This window comes from Cytobacillus sp. NCCP-133, from assembly GCF_026011715.1.
In the GTDB taxonomy this organism is placed as follows: domain Bacteria; phylum Bacillota; class Bacilli; order Bacillales; family Cytobacillaceae; genus Cytobacillus.
In genome coordinates this window covers 47569-64088 of record NZ_BRVM01000016.1, presented here as the reverse complement: position 1 = coordinate 64088, position 16520 = coordinate 47569, and the positions used below count along the sequence as shown (strand labels likewise).

Genomic DNA, 16520 nt, shown 5'->3' with positions numbered 1-16520 from the left:
AATCAAAAAAGCGCACCCCACCAGATGATTAATCTGTAAAAATCTGCAAAAATAAGCGATCACAATAAATCCATTATCAGTATTTGAAAAGTGCCAGTTTATCGGCACCATTAAGACTAGTTTTCGGCACCCCATCATATACATGATATGGGAGGGGATCTTGATGATTGAAACACAAGCCATCTCCAAAGAGGTTTTGGCTGCAATTTTAAAAGGGATAGATGAGGGAATTCATGTTGTCGATTTGAATGGCAATACCATTTTTTATAATGAAATTGCTGCCAAACATGATGGATTAGAGGTTTCCGAGGTCTTAGGAAAGCCCGTTTTAAAAGTTTTTCCTTCTTTGGATGAAGAGACAAGCACCTTGCTAAAAGTAATCAAAACGAAAACACCGATCTATAATCAAACTCAATCGTATGTGAATGTTCATGGTGTTCAAATTGAAACAATCAACACGACCTTGCCCATCACAGTAAATGGCAAGGCAGCCGGAGCTGTTGAGATTGCCAAGGATTATTCCAGGTTAAAGCTGCTCTCGGAAAGTTTGCTTGATTTGCAGAAAAAAATTAAGAGACCTGCAAAAAAAACAAATAAGCTAAAGAATGTGCAATACACATTGGACAGCCTACTTACCATTAACAAGGAAATGCAAAAAATAAAGAAAGAAGCTGTAAAGCTCGCAAAGTCTGATTCTCCTATTCTTGTTTTTGGCGAAAGCGGATGCGGAAAAGAACTTTTTGTCCAGGGAATCCACCATGCCTCCTCGAGAACAAGCAGACCATTTATAGCGCAAAACTGTGCAGCTATTCCGGAGTCACTGCTCGAGAGCATCCTGTTTGGAACGGCAAAAGGAAGCTATACGGGTGCCGTAGACAGACCGGGACTGTTTGAGCTGGCTGATGGGGGAACGCTTTTTTTGGATGAAATTCATGCCATGCCGATTGAGCTTCAAGCAAAGCTGCTAAGGGTGCTTGAGGATGGGATGGTGAGAAGAGTCGGCAGTCCAAAAAACTCCCAGGTAAATGTGAGGGTGATTGCCGCCATGAATATCCATCCTGGAGAAGCTCTTGAACAAAAGCAAATCAGAACGGATTTATTTTACCGCTTAAACGTCCTTACATTCGGATTGCTGCCTTTAAGAGAAAGGGCAGAAGATATTGACTTCTTGGCCAAGCATTTTATAAATCAATTTAACCACTCTTTTAATAAAGATGTTAAAGGCAGCACAAAAGAAATTCTTAAATTCTTCAATGCTTATAGCTGGCCGGGAAATGTGAGGGAATTGAAACATACAATCGAGTATATGATGAATGTTTGCGAAGGTGATTTTTTAGAGACGGAAGATTTGCCAGTGATGATGAAGCAGAAGCTGCAAGCAGGCTTCAAAGGTCTGCCTGCCCGCAGACTTTCTTTAAGGTCCAGTTTAGAGGACCTAGAAAAAGAACTAATTGAGAATGCGCTCCAGCAAACTGATTGGAATATAAAAAGAGCATCCAAGTTATTGGATATACCCCGTCAGACTCTTCAATATAAGCTATCCAAGTACAAAATGAATGCCCATGAAAATGGACAAATTTCGCATTCATAAAACCAGTTTAGGAAACCTGTTCAGTGCCGGATAATCGGCATTTTTTTTTTGCTCTATGTGAAACTTTGTTATGCAACAGCCTCTTCAATGATGAAAATCTTCCCTTCATCTCTCCTTTTCATATAATTATACAAATATTAAAATAATTGGCATGGTTCTTGCAAGATTATTAGAAAAGAAACTCACACAGGGGGAATTTGAATGAAAAACTTTTTATACAAACCAGATAGGCACTGGAAAGATATAGACCTATGGAAGAGTGTCAAGGAGGAACAGTGGAATGATTGGCTTTGGCAGCTGACGAACACCATTCGTACAGTTGATGACCTGAAAAAGGTCATTAATCTTACACCTGAAGAGGAAGAAGGAGTAAAAATTTCAACAAAGACCATTCCATTAAATATTACACCTTATTATGCATCGCTTATGAATCCGGATGACCCGCGGTGCCCGGTGAGAATGCAATCCGTTCCGATCTCAAAAGAAATCTATAAAACAAAATATGATCTTGAAGATCCGCTGCATGAGGATGAAGACTCTCCAGTCCCTGGCCTGACACACCGCTACCCTGACCGGGTTTTGTTTCTGGTAACAAACCAATGTTCGATGTATTGCCGTTATTGTACAAGAAGAAGATTCTCCGGCCAAATTGGAATGGGAGTGCCGAAAAAACAGCTTGATGCTGCAATTGAATATATACGAAGTGCAACACAGGTCAGGGACGTACTCATTTCTGGCGGTGATGGCCTATTAATTAATGATAATATCCTTGAATATATTTTGAAAAATCTACGGGAAATCGACCATGTAGAAATCATTCGAATTGGCACAAGAGCCCCGGTTGTATTTCCGCAGCGAATCACTGAAAACCTTTGCAATATTTTAAAGAAGTATCATCCTGTCTGGTTAAATACACATTTTAATACTTCCATTGAAATTACTGAAGATTCAAAGAGAGCATGTGAAATGTTAGCCAATGCCGGAGTTCCCGTAGGAAATCAATCCGTTATTCTTGCTGGGATTAACGATAGCGTTCCAATTATGAAAAAGCTGATGCATGACCTTGTTAAAATACGAGTCAGGCCTTATTACATTTACCAGTGTGATCTTTCAGAAGGAATCGGCCATTTCCGTGCACCAGTTTCCAAAGGACTGGAAATTATTGAAGGGTTAAGGGGACATACATCAGGCTATGCTGTTCCGACTTTTGTGGTCGATGCACCTGGCGGCGGCGGGAAGATCTCCCTGCAGCCCAATTATTTGATCTCGCAAAGCGCCGACAAAGTGGTGCTCCGCAACTTTGAAGGTGTAATCACCTCTTATCCGGAACCGGAAAACTATGTTCCTGGCCGGGCGGAAGGCTACTTTAAAGAAATTTATACAGATATGGAAGAGAAAAAATCAAATGTGGGTATAGCAGCCCTGATGAATGACCAGCAATTTAACCTCGTGCCTGAAGGTCTGGCAAGACTGGATCGCCGCGAAAAGTATGACAGCGATCCTTCACACAGTTCTTTAAAAGATAAGCGCGATAAAAGGGATGAATTAAAAGAAAAGAAATTTAAAGCCCAGCAGACAAAGCAGGGCCCAACAGCTGCAGCAGATGCAGCAGATGTAAAGACTGCAGCAACCAAGGAATAGGAGGCTGAAAATGGAAAGTAAATGCGCATGGTGCGAAAGCAATAATATTGCTAATAGCAGGGAAACCGTTTATTGGGAGCTTCCAGATGGAACTCGGGCGATTCAAATTAATGAAACACCTTCCACAGTCTGCAATGATTGCGACATGGTTTATCAGCCTGATGAACTTATAAAAGAAATCGAGGATCAGCTATTTTTAATCGATACGAAAAAAATCGGAAAAGAAATCAGTTACACTCAGCTGATGGAGCAGCCGAGACTGCTTAAGAGAAACTATTTTGACTTTACTTCCTAGGAGATAAATCAAAGTCAGAAAAATGTTCGTATTTTCTTCACCTGTTCGTCACAAATTCTATCGATTAATACAGTACCTGTTTCCATAGCAATTCTCACATTTAATATTATTTGGGCTATTAAAGAAATAGCGAAAACCGATCGATAGAAATAAATAGGGAAACAACCCGTAATGATTGAACGGGTTGTTTTTTTTGTGCAAAAATCTTTGATGAGTAGACGCAGTAAGCATAAATCCCTTATAGTATTAAGTAAAATAAACGACCGATAATTGATGGGGAAGGGGTAATTATGTCAAAAACCTTTTATCACTTTTTAATGAAATACAGGCATCCTAAACCATTGGATAGCATTAGCCACTTTGCTAACCACGCATACGAGGATCACAGCTTCCCGAAAACCTCTTATGATTATGATGAAATCAGCTCATACCTGGAATTAAGCGGCTTTTACTTGGAAAGCATGTCAGTCTTTGATGAAGCATGGGAGCTTTATGTATTTTCCGAAAGCTGAGGTCCAAAGCCTTTAATGATTGAGAAACTCCAAGCACTCCTGAAAAAGGAGTGTTTTTTAATTTCAAGCATATTATAGTTTAGTACCCTGTTTATTGGAATTGAGTTAGATGGGATCTCCGAAAAAGCCCCGCTTTCGGCTTCGATTATCATCAACCTACGGACGATTTTTAGAAAATGTGCATATACTATTGTATTCAATACTCACGACTCAGGTCTGAGAGGATGGAGGACATGAGCAAAAGGAAAAAACCAAAGTACAAAGTCGGTGATACAGTTGTGATCACTATTTACGGAACAGTTGGAAAAGTGACAGACGTCAAGTGGCTTGATGATATGTACGTCTATGAAGTCAATAAAAGTGAAGGTCTCTATATGGAATCCAGCCTTCAGCTGCTCTCTGAGTATGAAGGTGAGATCATGGAAAAGGAGCACATTGATATCGAATACAAATACTTTTTTGGAGACCTTGTCCAAGTCAAGGGGTATGGTTCGGATCTTTTCAAAATAGTAGGCTTCAGGACTGAGATTTGGAGATACAAAGAAGATGCATGGGAAGATGTTATTTATGAGCTCTCCAGAATAAATGACGGGGAATGGCTGGAGGCAGGAGAAGAGGAACTGACGCTTGTTGCGGATGCAGAAAGTGCAGATGCATTTATCCAAAAGCTGGGACTTCTTTATATGATCAACAAAAAGGAAAAGCTGCCTGAATTAAAGGAATCAGCGCTTTCATTCCGCAAGGCTGAAAAGGAACTGCTCGAAGGCATAAAAGAAAAAAAATTGCTAATTGATGGTTTGCTTGATATCTATAATGATTATCGTATTCTTTATGAAATGTTTCATGATGATGATTACAAACATATCATGCGGGTCATTCTTAGAAAACTAAAGCACCTTGCCAATAATGATGGAAAGAGCACAGTTTAAATAATTCAATACCAGGACATCAATATATAGATTAAAAAAGGAACACCGAACCAAACTACAAGTTTGTACCATCCATTTAATAGATTGCTAAATAAATCAACGATTAAGCTTTCTTCGTTATTGACATCTTCTTTTATTAGAGCGGCTAGTCTGGATATACTGGTCATTTTATTTCTCTCCCCCGAATCGTTTTCTTTGCAACTGATCATTTATAGCTGTTAATCCCATATGTATGTCCAAAATCAAATAAAATGCCAAAGGTTAATAAATTCATAGATAAATAAAGAATGAGACTTTTCTGACAGTTGTTTTGCATGAAATAAGGGGAACCAACATACATTTTGTACAAAGGGGGCGATGCTGTGAAGGAAATAGAAGTTGTGATTGATACGGAAGAGATTGCAGAATTTTTCTTTCATGAGCTGGCAAAAAGGGGATATGTGCCTACTGAAGGAGAATTGGATGAACTTGCGGATATAACCTTTGAGTACTTATTGCAAAAATGCATTATTGATGAAGAAGTCGAAGAAGAATAATATAAAAAAAATGACGGGGAACGTGCTCGTCATTTTTTTGCTGCAGAGAAGGAGAGGGATTGAACGCAGGTATACATAAAGAAAATACTTTATCAGCAAGTGAAAAAAATTCTTTGCAGCCTTCTGAAAAAATGAAACTTTTTTTCTATATAAACGTATACCTTTTTGAAAGAAGTGTTTTGTTAATATATAGTAAAAGCCGCTGAAAAGGTTAAAAATGTTTGCAGGTGAAAGGTAAAACCTCCAGATATAATGTAATAAATATAAAATTGGTTAGGGAGAGAATAACATGTCATTTTTTAACAAAGTTTTGGCAAGTGTGGGAATTGGATCGGCTAAAGTTGATACAAAGCTGGAAAGAGATACAGTCTCACCGGGAGAAGATTTAAAAGGAGTCCTTGAGATTTTAGGAGGGAATACCGAGCAGAAAATTGATGATATTTACCTTTCTTTAAATACAACATATATCAAGGAATCCGAAGGTAAAAAATATACAGTTTCCGGATTGATTGACCGCTTCAGGCTGGCAAAGTCTTTCACACTCGCAGCAAATGAACGAAGGAAAATCCCTTTTACTTTTAACCTTCCAAGTGATACACCCTTATCTTTTGGAAAAACAAAAATTTGGGTTGCGACTGGCCTCGATATTAAAAATTCAGTGGACCCTACAGATAAGGACTATATAAGAGTGGTTCCAAATCCGTTAATGGAATCCGTTTTAAACACTGTATCCAGTATGGGCTTCCGATTAAGAGAAGCCGAATGTGAGCAGGCGCCACACCGTCTTCGCCGCAGGCTGCCATTTATACAGGAGTTTGAATTTGTTCCAGTCTCCGGATCATTCATAGGACGGCTTGATGAATTGGAAGTAGTATTTTTCCCACAGCCAGGCGGAGAAACCGAGATCCTTATGCAGGTAGACCGGAGAGCAAGGGGATTTGGTGGTTTCCTGGCTGAGGCGCTTGAAATGGATGAATCTTTTGTACGGCTTACTGTAACAAATGGCGATATTCCATATATGCAGCAAAAACTGCAATCTGTGATTGCGAGATATGCCTGATGAATATTGAAAAACGATGGGAAAAGCCCATCGTTTTTTATTTTAAGTCAATAAGGTTTTAAGAAAATCCTGTCCCTTCAAAAAGGGAGTTATTAATGCATACAGACGGGAATCAGGCAGTCTCTTCTCTTCATCAGAAATGATTCCATGCACGCCAAGGCGCTGCATGTCTGCAAATTGGTATTGTTTTTTTACAGTCCAGGAGTAGATATCATATCCGAATAATTCAGCTTGTGAGACAAAGGATTTGGAGAGTAGAAGATGGTGGACAGATAGGAAGGAGGCAAATGAACGGTAAGAAGCCAGATGAAACAGATCAAGCTGTTTACTCAGGAGTATGCCTGCAGGGATATCCGGGGCCAGCTGATGAAACTTTTTCAATTCATTTACATGGAAGGATTGCACTTTTATATTTTTTACAAGCTTGCTTTCTTGAGTGCAGCTATTTAGCATTTCTGCGAGGACTTCTGTCATGCGAGGCTGGTTTTCTGGAGCTTTCATCTCAATTAACAGCCCAATTTGTCCGCTAAAGCGTTCTATTACCTCGTTAAGCAAGGGAATGCGCTCCCCTTCGTATGCAGAAGAAAACCATGAACCTGCATCAAGTTTCTTAATTTCCTTAACCGTCAAATCTCCAACAAAGCCTTTCCCATCAGTAGTTCGTTTTACATTAGCATCATGAATCACTACAAGGTGTCCATCTTTGCTGAACCTCACATCTAATTCAATATAGTCGAAACCTAATTCAACTGCTTTTTCAAATGAAGCGATCGTGTTTTCCGGAGCATATGCTGAAGCTCCTCTATGTGCTATGGATTGAAATGGCATAAGAGGCTGAAAAAAGTAAGAGATAGTCATCAAAAGCAGTCCGGTTATGAACGAAAATAAAAATGGCTTTTTAAAAACCCCCAATTTTCATCACTCCAATAAATGTCTTTTTTATATACTATGCGGGATTGACTTGTTTGAAAGCGCTTTATTAATAAAAATACTCTAAAATCGACAAAACTAGAATAATTTTGATAAAGGAAACGACATGGAAAATAGCTAATTTAACAATAATCATATAAAAAGCCTGAAAATTGGAATATGAGGAGTGAAATCGACTGCCAGATAGGGGATGAAGACGAAATTTGCGTCAGCAGTAGCTGAAATGTTGTTGCGAAGATTAATGAAGCAGGAAATGATGTCGGCAGCCACGAAAAGGTCGCCATGAAGGGTCCATAGAGCCAGAAATCACACCATCAGCAAAAAAGCCACTATACATCAAGCGGCCAAGAAACATAGAAAAATTCAAATCCAATTGTAGAATTTTTTTACCACTAACAAACAAGGGTTTATCACAAAACAGAGGGGGATGCTGTATGCTGAAGGAGTTAACGAGAATCAGAAGGAAAGAGTATGATGTGACGATATTCCAAACACCCAAGTTCAGGGACAAAAAAGGGTTTCAGCAAGTTTACCGCTTGAATGTTGAAGGATCGACCCATGAGGAATGCCTTGATAATGTTTTTAGAAGGTTTAATGTACCAGACAGAATTCCATTTGACTTTACCGGCCGGTTTATTTCGACGGGAGACATTCTTTATATTGATGAAGGACGAAGAGGGCAGTATTATTATCAGCTTAAGCCTGGCGGATGGGAAGAAATAAATCGAATACATATCCGTTAACAAAATTTATGAGAGGAGGACAGCTGTCCTCCTTTTTCGTATTTATTCCGTTATGTTGGACCCTGGGCTGTTTTTGCGCTTATTGGCCGTATATTCTTTACCATGGGCTTCTTGTTCGGCGATTATGGCTTCGGCAGGTATATGATTATTCTTCTTTGGCGAATTTATGCGGTTGCGATGCTTTTTGCCCATCTGAATCCCTCCAAATTATCGATTGCTTTTTGTTTTGACAGTTTTTGATGTATGCGGTTCAGTATTAGCTCTTGAAGACGGGTTTGTTTCATTGGCATGCTGAACGGCCTGTCTCAGCTTTTTGCTCATCCCTTTTTGTGGCATGTTCAGAACCTCCTTTGGAAAAGCTAATGATAGCTTTCCCGAATAGGGAAAAAACATGCTTTTGCTTATTTATTTCTATGTTCTTGCTACATATGGTATAGTGTGATTTGAAAGCATTTACAGAGGCTTCAGAACGAATTGGAGGTTATGTTTGATGAGTGTACATATTGGTGCTAAAGAAGGTCAAATTGCGGAAACGGTCCTGCTTCCGGGAGATCCGTTACGTGCAAAATATATTGCAGAAACATTCTTGGAAAACGCAGAATGCTATAACGAAGTCCGCAACATGTTCGGCTATACAGGAAACTATAAAGGCAAGCGCATTTCTGTACAGGGGACGGGCATGGGTGTTCCTTCAATCTCTATTTACATTAATGAACTAATGCAGAGCTATAATGTACAAAATTTAATTCGTGTTGGAACTTGCGGTGCAATCCAAAAGGATGTAAAAGTCCGGGATGTTATTTTGGCAATGAGTTCTTCTACGGACTCCCAGATGAACAGGCTTACTTTCGGCGGAGTGGATTTTGCTCCAACAGCTAACTTCGACCTGCTGAAAAAAGCGTATGATGCTGGGGTGGAGAAAGGGTTAAATCTAAAGGTTGGAAATGTGTTCACTGCGGATATGTTTTATAATGACAACTCAGAACTTGAAAAATGGGCTAAATATCAAATCCTTGCCATTGAAATGGAGACAGCTGCTCTGTATACGCTTGCCGCGAAATTTGCCCGAAAGGCATTATCCGTCCTGACAGTAAGTGACCATATCCTAACTGGAGAAGAGACAACAGCAGAAGAAAGACAAACAACTTTTAATGAAATGATTGAAGTTGCATTGGAAGCTGTAATCAAGGAATAAAAACATTGGGCTGGTTCATCTAATGAGCCAGTTTTTGTCTTTTTTCAGGTTAAAATTAAATGATTCTGGCATAAAATACAAATTAAAAATATTCCTTCATTTTGAGCCGATGGTCCTGTTTTTTCCTCAAGGATGGAATAGTTGACGCGGAGTGTTAAAATAGTACTGTTGCAAAGAAATATAAAGATAGGTGAATTGAATGAAAAAGATCTTAATATTAGCGGGAACGCTAGGCATACTGCTATCCGGGTGCAGCCAGCTTGACCCTTATATAGAGAAAGTGGAACCGCTAATCGAAAAAATACCGTTCCTGAAAAAAGAGCAGAGCATAGAAGAAGTTCCTGAACAATCCATTGAGGAAGAGAGTGCTTCGATGGAAGCAAGTCATGATAAATCAAAGCAATCTTCCCTAGAAAAAGATTCTCTATCTTTGGAAGCTTCGTATTTTAATGATATAAAAGCAGTAAACGGAAAAAATGTAATTCAAAATCCAGACAATGTGATGGTTCTTGTCAATAAACAGTTCAGTTTGCCGGATGATTATGAACCTTCTCAATTGGTTATTCCGGATGTATCATTTTCTTATGGGAATTTAAATCTTGAAAAGAGCTATATGCGGCAGGATGCTGCTGCTGCACTGGAAAATCTGTTTAAAGGAGCACAGCAGACCGGAGTGGAGCTTTTTGCCGTCTCAGGCTATCGTTCGTATGATAGGCAATCTCAAGTTTTTGATGCTGAGGTTACACGAGTTGGGGAGGAAAAGGCAATGCAAGCAGTTGCTGTTCCAGGAACCAGTGAACACCAGACAGGCCTTACGATGGATATTTCGAGCCGAAGTGCCAATTTGGAGCTATCCGAGAAATTTGGTGAAACAAAGGAAGGCAAGTGGCTGGCAGAAAATGCTCATCGATACGGATTCATACTCCGTTATCAAAAAGGAAAAGAAAGCATAACGGGTTATAAATATGAACCTTGGCATTTCCGCTATGTTGGAGAAAATGCAGCTAAAGTTATTTTTGAAAAAAAATGGACACTAGAGGAATATTTTAATATCGTAAAGAAAATATAAGAGGCCGATTATGGCCTCTTTTTAATTTCCTTTTTGTTTGCTGGCCTTTTGTCCGGATTGAAAATAATAGATGACTGCGATTATAAAAGGTACTGTAGGCAGGAACATTAAATAGCGGATGCCATTCTCTGCTCCAAATAAGTAGTAAGCAAGTGGTAGCAGCAAAAGTCCGCTTAATGATGCCAGGTTCCATGATTGATTCATGATACCGGCAATAAGGCTGATTAGGGAGAGGGCAAAGCTTAGCCATAACAACGCAGTTATCATAATTTGATCACTCCTTTGGATTTGAAAGGCTTTAAACGCACGGGGGTTACTTAATGGAGATGGCTGCGTGCATAAATAAGCAGGTCGTATATTAAAATATGATTTTACTTGCTAAACAATTAATCTTTTCTTTTACTTAATATTTTCAAAGGGCTTGATAAACTGAAAGAAAATCGGTTTGAGTGAGGGATAAAGTTAATATTTCTAAAAAAGCTTTTGGTTGATGTCTTGAAAAAAAGGAAAAAAGCTTTCCTTACGCAGCAAAAAGTTGCTTAAGAGAGAAGCGACGAAGACGGTCTACTTCAGTTAAACAAGAGTAAAATTGAGAGGAATAACATGATAGCACACTCTAACACAAGGAATGTTTATCCTATTCCTCAAATGAGGTAATACTAAGATAAAGAGAGTACTTGGAATGAAGGAGGCGTTAACCTTGGAAAAGATGGCATTAAAAGTTGCAGGCATGACTTGCGGGCATTGTGAAGAAGCTGTTAAAAATGCTCTAATGTCTATTGATGGAGTGGCAAGTGTTTCAATTGCTTTTCTTGAAGAACAGGTTGAAGTGGAATATGATCCAGAGAAAGCGAATAGGAACCATCTAATAAATGCAATTAAAGATCAAGGCTATGGAGTGGCCTAAAACAAAAGCGCTTAGCTGATTTTTGCTAAGCGCTATTCTTAATCATGTGGAAGCTGCAAGGTTAGAATAATTTTTTTAAGAAATTTATTTTGTGCATTTTTCTTTGTTATTTTTTCAATAAAAATGTTATTCTAATCATTAAGGATTGTACATAGTAATTTTACGGTCATGAAAGTGGTGAAGAGTTTGCAAAATGAAGATTTAAACAAGGAAGCATCTGAAACTCCGGATAACAGCAACTCAGGTTTTATCCGTATGAAGAAGTTTCATTTTGTTATGCTGCTGTTTTTTATTGTCTTTCTCTCAGCGGGCATTACGACATTTGCCCTGGCGTTTGGAGATGAAAAAGCAGTAGATGTAGGAACGAGTGAACGAAGGGAATTTGATAAGCTATATACAGCTTATGATACGCTAAAAGCAAACTATTTCCAGGAAGTAGAACAGGAAAACCTAATAAACGGGGCGATCAACGGAATGCTTGAAGCCCTGGACGATCCTTATTCAGATTATATGAACGAGGAGGAAGCGAAAAGCTTTCACCAAAGCATCTCGTCCTCTTTTGAGGGAATTGGAGCTGAGATTCAGGAGCTGGAAGGCTATATTGTAATTGTCTCGCCTCTAAAGGGATCACCTGCTGAAAAAGCAGGGCTAAGACCAAATGATAAGGTCCTTTCTGTTGATGGAAAGAGCCTTCAAGGGATGAGTTCAACAGAAGCAGTTATGCTGATCAGGGGTGAAAAAGGCACAAAGGTAGAACTTGCCATTCAGCGCCCTGGAGTGGATGAACCAATGAATATCTCCATTACTCGCGACACCATTCCGCTTGAAACGGTTTATGGCGAAATGCTGGAGGATGGAATTGCTAAGGTGCAGATTACCACCTTTTCAGAAAGCACTTCGAAAGAGCTCGTTGAGACTTTGAATGAACTTCAGCAACAGGGAATGAAAGGCTTAATTCTTGATTTGAGGCAAAATCCAGGCGGACTTCTCGATCAGGCAATCAAAATTTCCAGCCTTTTTGTGCCTGAAGGAGAGATTTTGTTCCAAATTGAAGATCGTAATGGCAACAGAGAGGAAGTTAAGTCAACTAAGGCAGAGAACCCAGATATGCCTCTAGTCGTTGTCATTGATAAAGGAAGCGCAAGTGCATCGGAAATCCTTGCTGCAGCTGTGAATGAATCTGCCGATGTCCCGCTTGTCGGTGAAAAATCGTTTGGTAAAGGCACTGTCCAGCGTGCACAGGACTTTTCTGATGGCTCCAACATGAAGTTTACAACAGAGAAATGGCTTACTCCTGATGCCAATTGGATTCATAAAAAGGGAATTACCCCTGACCATGAAGTATCCTTGCCGGAGTATGCATCCTTACCTTTTATTAATCCGGATCATGAATTAAAGCTTTCTTCTTCATCCACACAGGTTAAAGCTGCACAGCAAATGCTGAAGGCGCTTGGATATGAGCCTGGCAGAGAAGATGGTTTCTTTGATGAAAAAACTGAACAGGCTGTCAGAGAATTTCAGTCTGCAGAAAAACTTGAACAAACCGGTGTGTTATCAGGACAGTCTACGATCAAGCTAATGGAAAAACTGCGTGAGAAAATTGATGAGAATGATACACAAATTCAAAAAGCGGCTGAAATTTTAAAAGAACAAATGGGCTCTTAATCACTGGCTCTCCAATTTTTTGGAGAGTTTTTTGATTATGTATTGCCTTTGCAGAACATGGGTATATAAAGCAATTTTCTTTCCAACAATGATAATAAAACTGATATCTAAGAGCATAAGAACACTCAGGGGTGATAAACTTGAAGAAAATGTTGATGATCATTTTGCTTGCTGCTTCAATCCTTTCTGGCTGCACTTCTTTCCTTCAAAAGGAAAATGTTAATGAGCCTGGTCGAGAAAATGAATCTTCAGAAATAAATCAGGCTGATAAAGAGCCAATGAAGCTTTCAAATAAAATGAACTTGCTGCTGATCGGGGTTGATAGCCGGGGAGAGGAAGATTCCCGTTCCGATGCGATTTTGCTTGCCAGTTATGAACCTTCAGGTGAGTCAATAAAGCTGGTTTCCTTAATGAGGGACAGCTACGTGAAAATTCCAGATTATACTTATACCTATAGCAAGTTAAACCATGCCTATTATATGGGCGGAAAGGAATTGCTGAAAGAAACGATCGAAAATAACTTTGGTGTGGAAATCGATCATACAGCGGTTATTGATTTCCAAGGGTTTGTAAAAATGCTCGATGCAATTGCACCTAATGGAATCGAAGTCAATGTGACTTCTGCCATGATAAAAGATATGGGGCTGAATCTAGAACCAGGAAAACAAAAGCTTAAGGGAAATGACCTTTTATCATATGTCCGATTCCGCCACGATGGCCAAAGTGATTTTGGAAGGGTGGACAGGCAGCAGGAAATATTAATTTCCTTAAAGGACCAAGTGATGGATGAATTCTCTACACCAGCAGGGATTGCGCGATTCCCTGAGGTGATTAGCCAGGCAATGAAATATGTAGAAACTGACTTAAAGCTTGAAGAGGTCCTTTCCCTAGGCGCTTCTTTCCTTGTGAATCCTATAACTGACATTGAAACTTTAAGAGTTCCTGTTTCAGACAGTTATGAAAATAAAACATATGAGCATGCAGGAGCCGTTCTTCAATTGAATTTTAAAGAAAACACAGAAGCTCTTAAGCAGTTTTTACAGGCAGAAAAGAAGTAAAATTATTAGCAGCATTAAGTTTAGAAAAAAATTAGAGGAGCTCATAGGCTCCTCTTTAACTTTTCAAGCAGACAGCAATTCCTATTGGATAATGCTTGCCTTTTCTCTTTGGTTCAATCAGTACGCTTCGCTGATAGTAAAATTCTGTCGTTCCAAATGGCTCAAACAGTTCAATAAATTCAGTTTCTGTCAGCTGATGGACATGGAAAGGTTCTTTGGTCGGCTTACCTCTTCCATCCCCAAAAGGGGTGGACAAAATAAGTATTCCTCCAGGTTTCAGCATATTGAATAGATTTTTAAGAAAGGCATCTTCTGCCTCAAGGTGCTCAATGGTTTCAAAGCTTGTAATCACATCAAAAAGGCCTAACTCAACTTGAAGATTTTCACTTGCGGCGTCGGCTTTTCTATATTTGACAAGGGGATGATAGTGATGTTGCTTTGCATACTTTAATGTTTCTTCATCTAAGTCAACTGCAATAATTTCATCTATTTCATTTTTTTTGGATTTCGCCATGATCTTGGACCCATAGCCTGTGCCACAGGCAATATCAAGTACTCTGCCTTTGGCATAGTAAAGGGCAAAATAATAACGTGCCAAATGTTCCAGAAGCATGCCATTTGTAAGGGGCAATTCTTCCAAAATTATTCTTTCTCCGGTATTCTTAAGCATTAAACCACCTCCTTAATAAGGAGATTATAACAAATATACCTTATGGTTTGTACGCACTGCTAAAATCATATACAATGACTCATTAGACAGGATAGCTATGAAGAGGTGATCCTTTGAAACAGATAGTAGAACTTCATGAGGAAACACGAAAAAAAATTTCATTCTTAGAAGAGGAATGCCAAAAACTCGCAGAAAAACTTCAAAATAAGTATAAACAAGACTTTGAACCCGTATATGAACAACTTGTTGTCGATCTAATCAGGACTATTAAAGGAAAAAGTGCTGCCAATGAAGATGTTTTTACTATGGATTATGAATCATTTCTTGAGGTTGGGATTGAGACAGAAGAAGACTATTTTCCGAATGCTTATATTCCCATATGGAAATGCCAGCAGGAAATGTTTCAGCCAGTTGGATATCTCACGAATCTGGATCTGAATTCAATTGAGAAAAAAATGAATGTAATGATAGAAGAAATGCTGGCAGAGCGTGAAAAAGGGGAAGAAGATGTATAAAACCGAAATCTATGTTCTATCTGGTTTTCTTGGAAGCGGGAAAACGACTTTGCTTAAGCAGCTCCTTAAAGATGAAAGAAAGCAAGGAAGAAAAGTAGCTGTTATGATGAATGAGCTTGGAAAAGTATCAATAGATTCTGACTCGGTGGAAGAGGATGTTCCTTTAAAAGAGCTCCTGGACGGATGTATATGCTGCACGATTTCTGATAAGCTGGAGGCCCAGCTTCAGGAATTGCTAACAATTGAAAAGCCTAAAGCTATTTATATTGAAACCACTGGCGCAGCACATCCTATTGAAGTGCTTGATAGCATCCTATCACCGCTATTTGCAGACTGCATAATTGTAAAGGGAATCATTTCTATAGTTGATGGGCCAAGATGGCTTAACCGCAAATGTTTAAGTCCGCAGGTTCAGCAGCTGTTAGTTGAACAAGTGCGCCATGCTGACTTAATTGTTCTGAATAAGGCTGATCAGATTACTGATGCAGAGCAATCACAGCTTACAATGGACACACAGGCTCTTAATAGCCGGGCTTTTAGCATACTGACATCTTACTCCAAGGTCGCTATCAAGCAGATCAGGGGAATGTCACCGGGTGAAAAGAGTGAAGCAGCTCGCACTCATGTTTTTTCTGATTTAAAATTAAGCACTTATGTCTATCAGTTTAAACACCCAGTAAACCTTGCTGGCTTTGAGGACTTTTTACGAGGGCTCCCTGATACAGTGTACAGAATAAAAGGCTATCTAAAATTGGCTCCATCACGTTATCCTTCGTTATTTCAGTTTTCTTACGGCATGCCTTTATATTTGCAGGAAAATATTAATATGCCGCTGAATATGGTTTTTATTGGTGAGGATCTTAATTGGGCCACAATTGAAAAACAGCTAAAAATGCTTGAGGAAAAGCTGTGAAGAATACATAGTGCAAGGCTTTAACACAGCCAATTGAAAAATGTTCATGTTCAATAGGATTAATGGTTTCACCCAGATGAAAAAATGGAGGATCAGCAATAATTTTTTGCGCGATCTTATAGGCTTATTAAGCGGCATTGGTATGTCAATAATTATTATAAACCTTGCCAATCAACTGATTAGCGCTATTTTTAATCGATTTTAAAGGAGTCGCATCTAGAGAAGGATGCGATTTTTTTTGGTTCAATGAATGAAGGAAGTGAGCTTTTGGGAAACTCTTTTATATAAAGT

Annotated in this window: 21 protein-coding genes; 15 read left to right on the top strand and 6 right to left on the bottom strand. The window is 39.1% G+C overall.

Annotation, left to right across the window (positions count from 1 at the left end; genetic code table 11):
• Positions 1-163 precede the first annotated feature (163 nt).
• From NCCP133_RS16805 to NCCP133_RS16785, 5 genes are all read left to right on the top strand, one after another.
• On the top strand, positions 164-1591 hold the full coding sequence (locus NCCP133_RS16805) for a sigma-54 interaction domain-containing protein (RefSeq protein ID WP_264806231.1): 1428 nt from the start codon (positions 164-166) through the stop codon (positions 1589-1591).
• A 201-nt stretch (positions 1592-1792) separates the two neighbouring features.
• Positions 1793-3232: a lysine 2,3-aminomutase gene (gene ablA, locus NCCP133_RS16800; RefSeq protein ID WP_264806229.1), complete on the top strand. Its 1440-nt coding sequence runs from the start codon at positions 1793-1795 to the stop codon at positions 3230-3232.
• Positions 3233-3242: 10 nt separating this feature from the next.
• Positions 3243-3527, top strand: a complete 285-nt coding sequence (locus tag NCCP133_RS16795; RefSeq protein WP_264806228.1) for a YokU family protein — start codon at positions 3243-3245, stop codon at positions 3525-3527.
• A 290-nt stretch (positions 3528-3817) separates the two neighbouring features.
• Complete coding sequence (locus NCCP133_RS16790; RefSeq protein ID WP_264806226.1) at positions 3818-4039, top strand: YozE family protein; 222 nt, start codon at positions 3818-3820, stop codon at positions 4037-4039.
• Positions 4040-4272: 233 nt separating this feature from the next.
• Positions 4273-4968: a hypothetical protein gene (locus NCCP133_RS16785; protein ID WP_264806225.1), complete on the top strand. Its 696-nt coding sequence runs from the start codon at positions 4273-4275 to the stop codon at positions 4966-4968.
• A gap of 5 nt (positions 4969-4973) precedes the next feature.
• On the opposite strand, the gene NCCP133_RS16780 is transcribed toward NCCP133_RS16785, so the two are convergent.
• Positions 4974-5135 carry a hypothetical protein gene (locus NCCP133_RS16780; RefSeq protein WP_264806224.1) on the bottom strand — a complete coding sequence of 54 codons (162 nt, stop codon included), beginning with the start codon at positions 5133-5135 and terminating at the stop codon, positions 4974-4976.
• A 195-nt stretch (positions 5136-5330) separates the two neighbouring features.
• Between NCCP133_RS16780 and NCCP133_RS16775 the strand changes: the two genes are divergently transcribed.
• Positions 5331-5504 (top strand): YozD family protein, encoded by a 174-nt coding sequence (locus NCCP133_RS16775; protein WP_264806223.1) that lies wholly within the window; start codon positions 5331-5333, stop codon positions 5502-5504.
• A 289-nt stretch (positions 5505-5793) separates the two neighbouring features.
• Complete coding sequence (locus tag NCCP133_RS16770) at positions 5794-6564, top strand: sporulation protein (protein ID WP_264806222.1); 771 nt, start codon at positions 5794-5796, stop codon at positions 6562-6564.
• A 42-nt stretch (positions 6565-6606) separates the two neighbouring features.
• On the opposite strand, the gene NCCP133_RS16765 is transcribed toward NCCP133_RS16770, so the two are convergent.
• Positions 6607-7476: a glycerophosphodiester phosphodiesterase gene (locus NCCP133_RS16765; protein ID WP_264806221.1), complete on the bottom strand. Its 870-nt coding sequence runs from the start codon at positions 7474-7476 to the stop codon at positions 6607-6609.
• Between the two features lie 452 nt (positions 7477-7928).
• On the opposite strand from NCCP133_RS16765, the gene NCCP133_RS16760 reads away from it, so the two are divergent.
• Positions 7929-8237, top strand: a complete 309-nt coding sequence (locus tag NCCP133_RS16760; protein ID WP_264806220.1) for a YodL domain-containing protein — start codon at positions 7929-7931, stop codon at positions 8235-8237.
• A gap of 42 nt (positions 8238-8279) precedes the next feature.
• Here NCCP133_RS16760 and NCCP133_RS16755 read toward each other — a convergent pair whose 3' ends face one another.
• Both NCCP133_RS16755 and NCCP133_RS16750 read right to left on the bottom strand, forming a co-directional pair.
• A complete protein-coding gene (locus NCCP133_RS16755) occupies positions 8280-8429 on the bottom strand; it encodes a hypothetical protein (RefSeq protein ID WP_009332577.1) in 150 nt (49 codons plus the stop codon).
• A gap of 15 nt (positions 8430-8444) precedes the next feature.
• Positions 8445-8573: a hypothetical protein gene (locus NCCP133_RS16750; protein ID WP_009332576.1), complete on the bottom strand. Its 129-nt coding sequence runs from the start codon at positions 8571-8573 to the stop codon at positions 8445-8447.
• 154 nt (positions 8574-8727) lie between these two features.
• On the opposite strand from NCCP133_RS16750, the gene deoD reads away from it, so the two are divergent.
• Together deoD and NCCP133_RS16740 are read left to right on the top strand one after the other, a co-directional pair.
• Positions 8728-9432, top strand: coding sequence for a purine-nucleoside phosphorylase (gene deoD / locus NCCP133_RS16745; protein WP_264806219.1), 705 nt, complete (start codon positions 8728-8730; stop codon positions 9430-9432).
• A gap of 199 nt (positions 9433-9631) precedes the next feature.
• Positions 9632-10501, top strand: a complete 870-nt coding sequence (locus NCCP133_RS16740; RefSeq protein WP_309298084.1) for a M15 family metallopeptidase — start codon at positions 9632-9634, stop codon at positions 10499-10501.
• 21 nt (positions 10502-10522) lie between these two features.
• Here the strand turns inward: NCCP133_RS16740 and NCCP133_RS16735 are convergent, their stop codons facing one another.
• Positions 10523-10768 (bottom strand): hypothetical protein, encoded by a 246-nt coding sequence (locus NCCP133_RS16735; protein WP_264806217.1) that lies wholly within the window; start codon positions 10766-10768, stop codon positions 10523-10525.
• A gap of 442 nt (positions 10769-11210) precedes the next feature.
• Here NCCP133_RS16735 and NCCP133_RS16730 point away from each other — a divergent pair, with 442 nt between their 5' ends.
• The 3 genes from NCCP133_RS16730 (at position 11211) to NCCP133_RS16720 (ending at position 14131) form a co-directional block, all read left to right on the top strand.
• Positions 11211-11408 carry a heavy-metal-associated domain-containing protein gene (locus tag NCCP133_RS16730; protein ID WP_264806254.1) on the top strand — a complete coding sequence of 66 codons (198 nt, stop codon included), beginning with the start codon at positions 11211-11213 and terminating at the stop codon, positions 11406-11408.
• A gap of 168 nt (positions 11409-11576) precedes the next feature.
• The gene (locus NCCP133_RS16725; RefSeq protein ID WP_309298083.1) at positions 11577-13073 is read left to right on the top strand and encodes a S41 family peptidase; all 1497 of its coding nucleotides are present in this window, start codon (positions 11577-11579) and stop codon (positions 13071-13073) included.
• Between the two features lie 149 nt (positions 13074-13222).
• On the top strand, positions 13223-14131 hold the full coding sequence (locus NCCP133_RS16720; protein ID WP_264806252.1) for an LCP family protein: 909 nt from the start codon (positions 13223-13225) through the stop codon (positions 14129-14131).
• 55 nt (positions 14132-14186) lie between these two features.
• On the opposite strand, the gene NCCP133_RS16715 is transcribed toward NCCP133_RS16720, so the two are convergent.
• Positions 14187-14801 (bottom strand): class I SAM-dependent methyltransferase, encoded by a 615-nt coding sequence (locus NCCP133_RS16715; RefSeq protein WP_264806216.1) that lies wholly within the window; start codon positions 14799-14801, stop codon positions 14187-14189.
• A gap of 113 nt (positions 14802-14914) precedes the next feature.
• Here NCCP133_RS16715 and NCCP133_RS16710 point away from each other — a divergent pair, with 113 nt between their 5' ends.
• Positions 14915-15316: a hypothetical protein gene (locus tag NCCP133_RS16710; RefSeq protein ID WP_264806215.1), complete on the top strand. Its 402-nt coding sequence runs from the start codon at positions 14915-14917 to the stop codon at positions 15314-15316.
• A complete protein-coding gene (locus NCCP133_RS16705) occupies positions 15309-16229 on the top strand; it encodes a CobW family GTP-binding protein (protein ID WP_264806214.1) in 921 nt (306 codons plus the stop codon). The genes NCCP133_RS16710 and NCCP133_RS16705 overlap by 8 nt, the downstream gene beginning before the upstream one ends.
• Positions 16230-16520 lie beyond the last annotated feature (291 nt).

Bases quoted from the DNA above. Each gene is read 5' to 3' on its own strand.
- NCCP133_RS16730 (WP_264806254.1), top strand. From the start codon at position 11,211: ATGGCATTAAAAGTTGCAGGCATGACTTGCGGGCATTGTGAAGAAGCT.
- NCCP133_RS16720 (WP_264806252.1), top strand. From the start codon at position 13,223: ATGTTGATGATCATTTTGCTTGCTGCTTCAATCCTTTCTGGCTGCACT.
- NCCP133_RS16780 (WP_264806224.1), bottom strand. From the start codon at position 5,135: ATGACCAGTATATCCAGACTAGCCGCTCTAATAAAAGAAGATGTCAAT.
- NCCP133_RS16785 (WP_264806225.1), top strand. From the start codon at position 4,273: ATGAGCAAAAGGAAAAAACCAAAGTACAAAGTCGGTGATACAGTTGTG.
- deoD (WP_264806219.1), top strand. From the start codon at position 8,728: ATGAGTGTACATATTGGTGCTAAAGAAGGTCAAATTGCGGAAACGGTC.
- NCCP133_RS16760 (WP_264806220.1), top strand. From the start codon at position 7,929: ATGCTGAAGGAGTTAACGAGAATCAGAAGGAAAGAGTATGATGTGACG.
- NCCP133_RS16790 (WP_264806226.1), top strand. From the start codon at position 3,818: ATGTCAAAAACCTTTTATCACTTTTTAATGAAATACAGGCATCCTAAA.
- NCCP133_RS16795 (WP_264806228.1), top strand. From the start codon at position 3,243: ATGGAAAGTAAATGCGCATGGTGCGAAAGCAATAATATTGCTAATAGC.
- NCCP133_RS16770 (WP_264806222.1), top strand. From the start codon at position 5,794: ATGTCATTTTTTAACAAAGTTTTGGCAAGTGTGGGAATTGGATCGGCT.
- NCCP133_RS16805 (WP_264806231.1), top strand. From the start codon at position 164: ATGATTGAAACACAAGCCATCTCCAAAGAGGTTTTGGCTGCAATTTTA.
- ablA (WP_264806229.1), top strand. From the start codon at position 1,793: ATGAAAAACTTTTTATACAAACCAGATAGGCACTGGAAAGATATAGAC.
- NCCP133_RS16715 (WP_264806216.1), bottom strand. From the start codon at position 14,801: ATGCTTAAGAATACCGGAGAAAGAATAATTTTGGAAGAATTGCCCCTT.
- NCCP133_RS16725 (WP_309298083.1), top strand. From the start codon at position 11,577: ATGAAAGTGGTGAAGAGTTTGCAAAATGAAGATTTAAACAAGGAAGCA.
- NCCP133_RS16735 (WP_264806217.1), bottom strand. From the start codon at position 10,768: ATGATAACTGCGTTGTTATGGCTAAGCTTTGCCCTCTCCCTAATCAGC.
- NCCP133_RS16750 (WP_009332576.1), bottom strand. From the start codon at position 8,573: ATGCCACAAAAAGGGATGAGCAAAAAGCTGAGACAGGCCGTTCAGCAT.
- NCCP133_RS16755 (WP_009332577.1), bottom strand. From the start codon at position 8,429: ATGGGCAAAAAGCATCGCAACCGCATAAATTCGCCAAAGAAGAATAAT.
- NCCP133_RS16740 (WP_309298084.1), top strand. From the start codon at position 9,632: ATGAAAAAGATCTTAATATTAGCGGGAACGCTAGGCATACTGCTATCC.
- NCCP133_RS16705 (WP_264806214.1), top strand. From the start codon at position 15,309: ATGTATAAAACCGAAATCTATGTTCTATCTGGTTTTCTTGGAAGCGGG.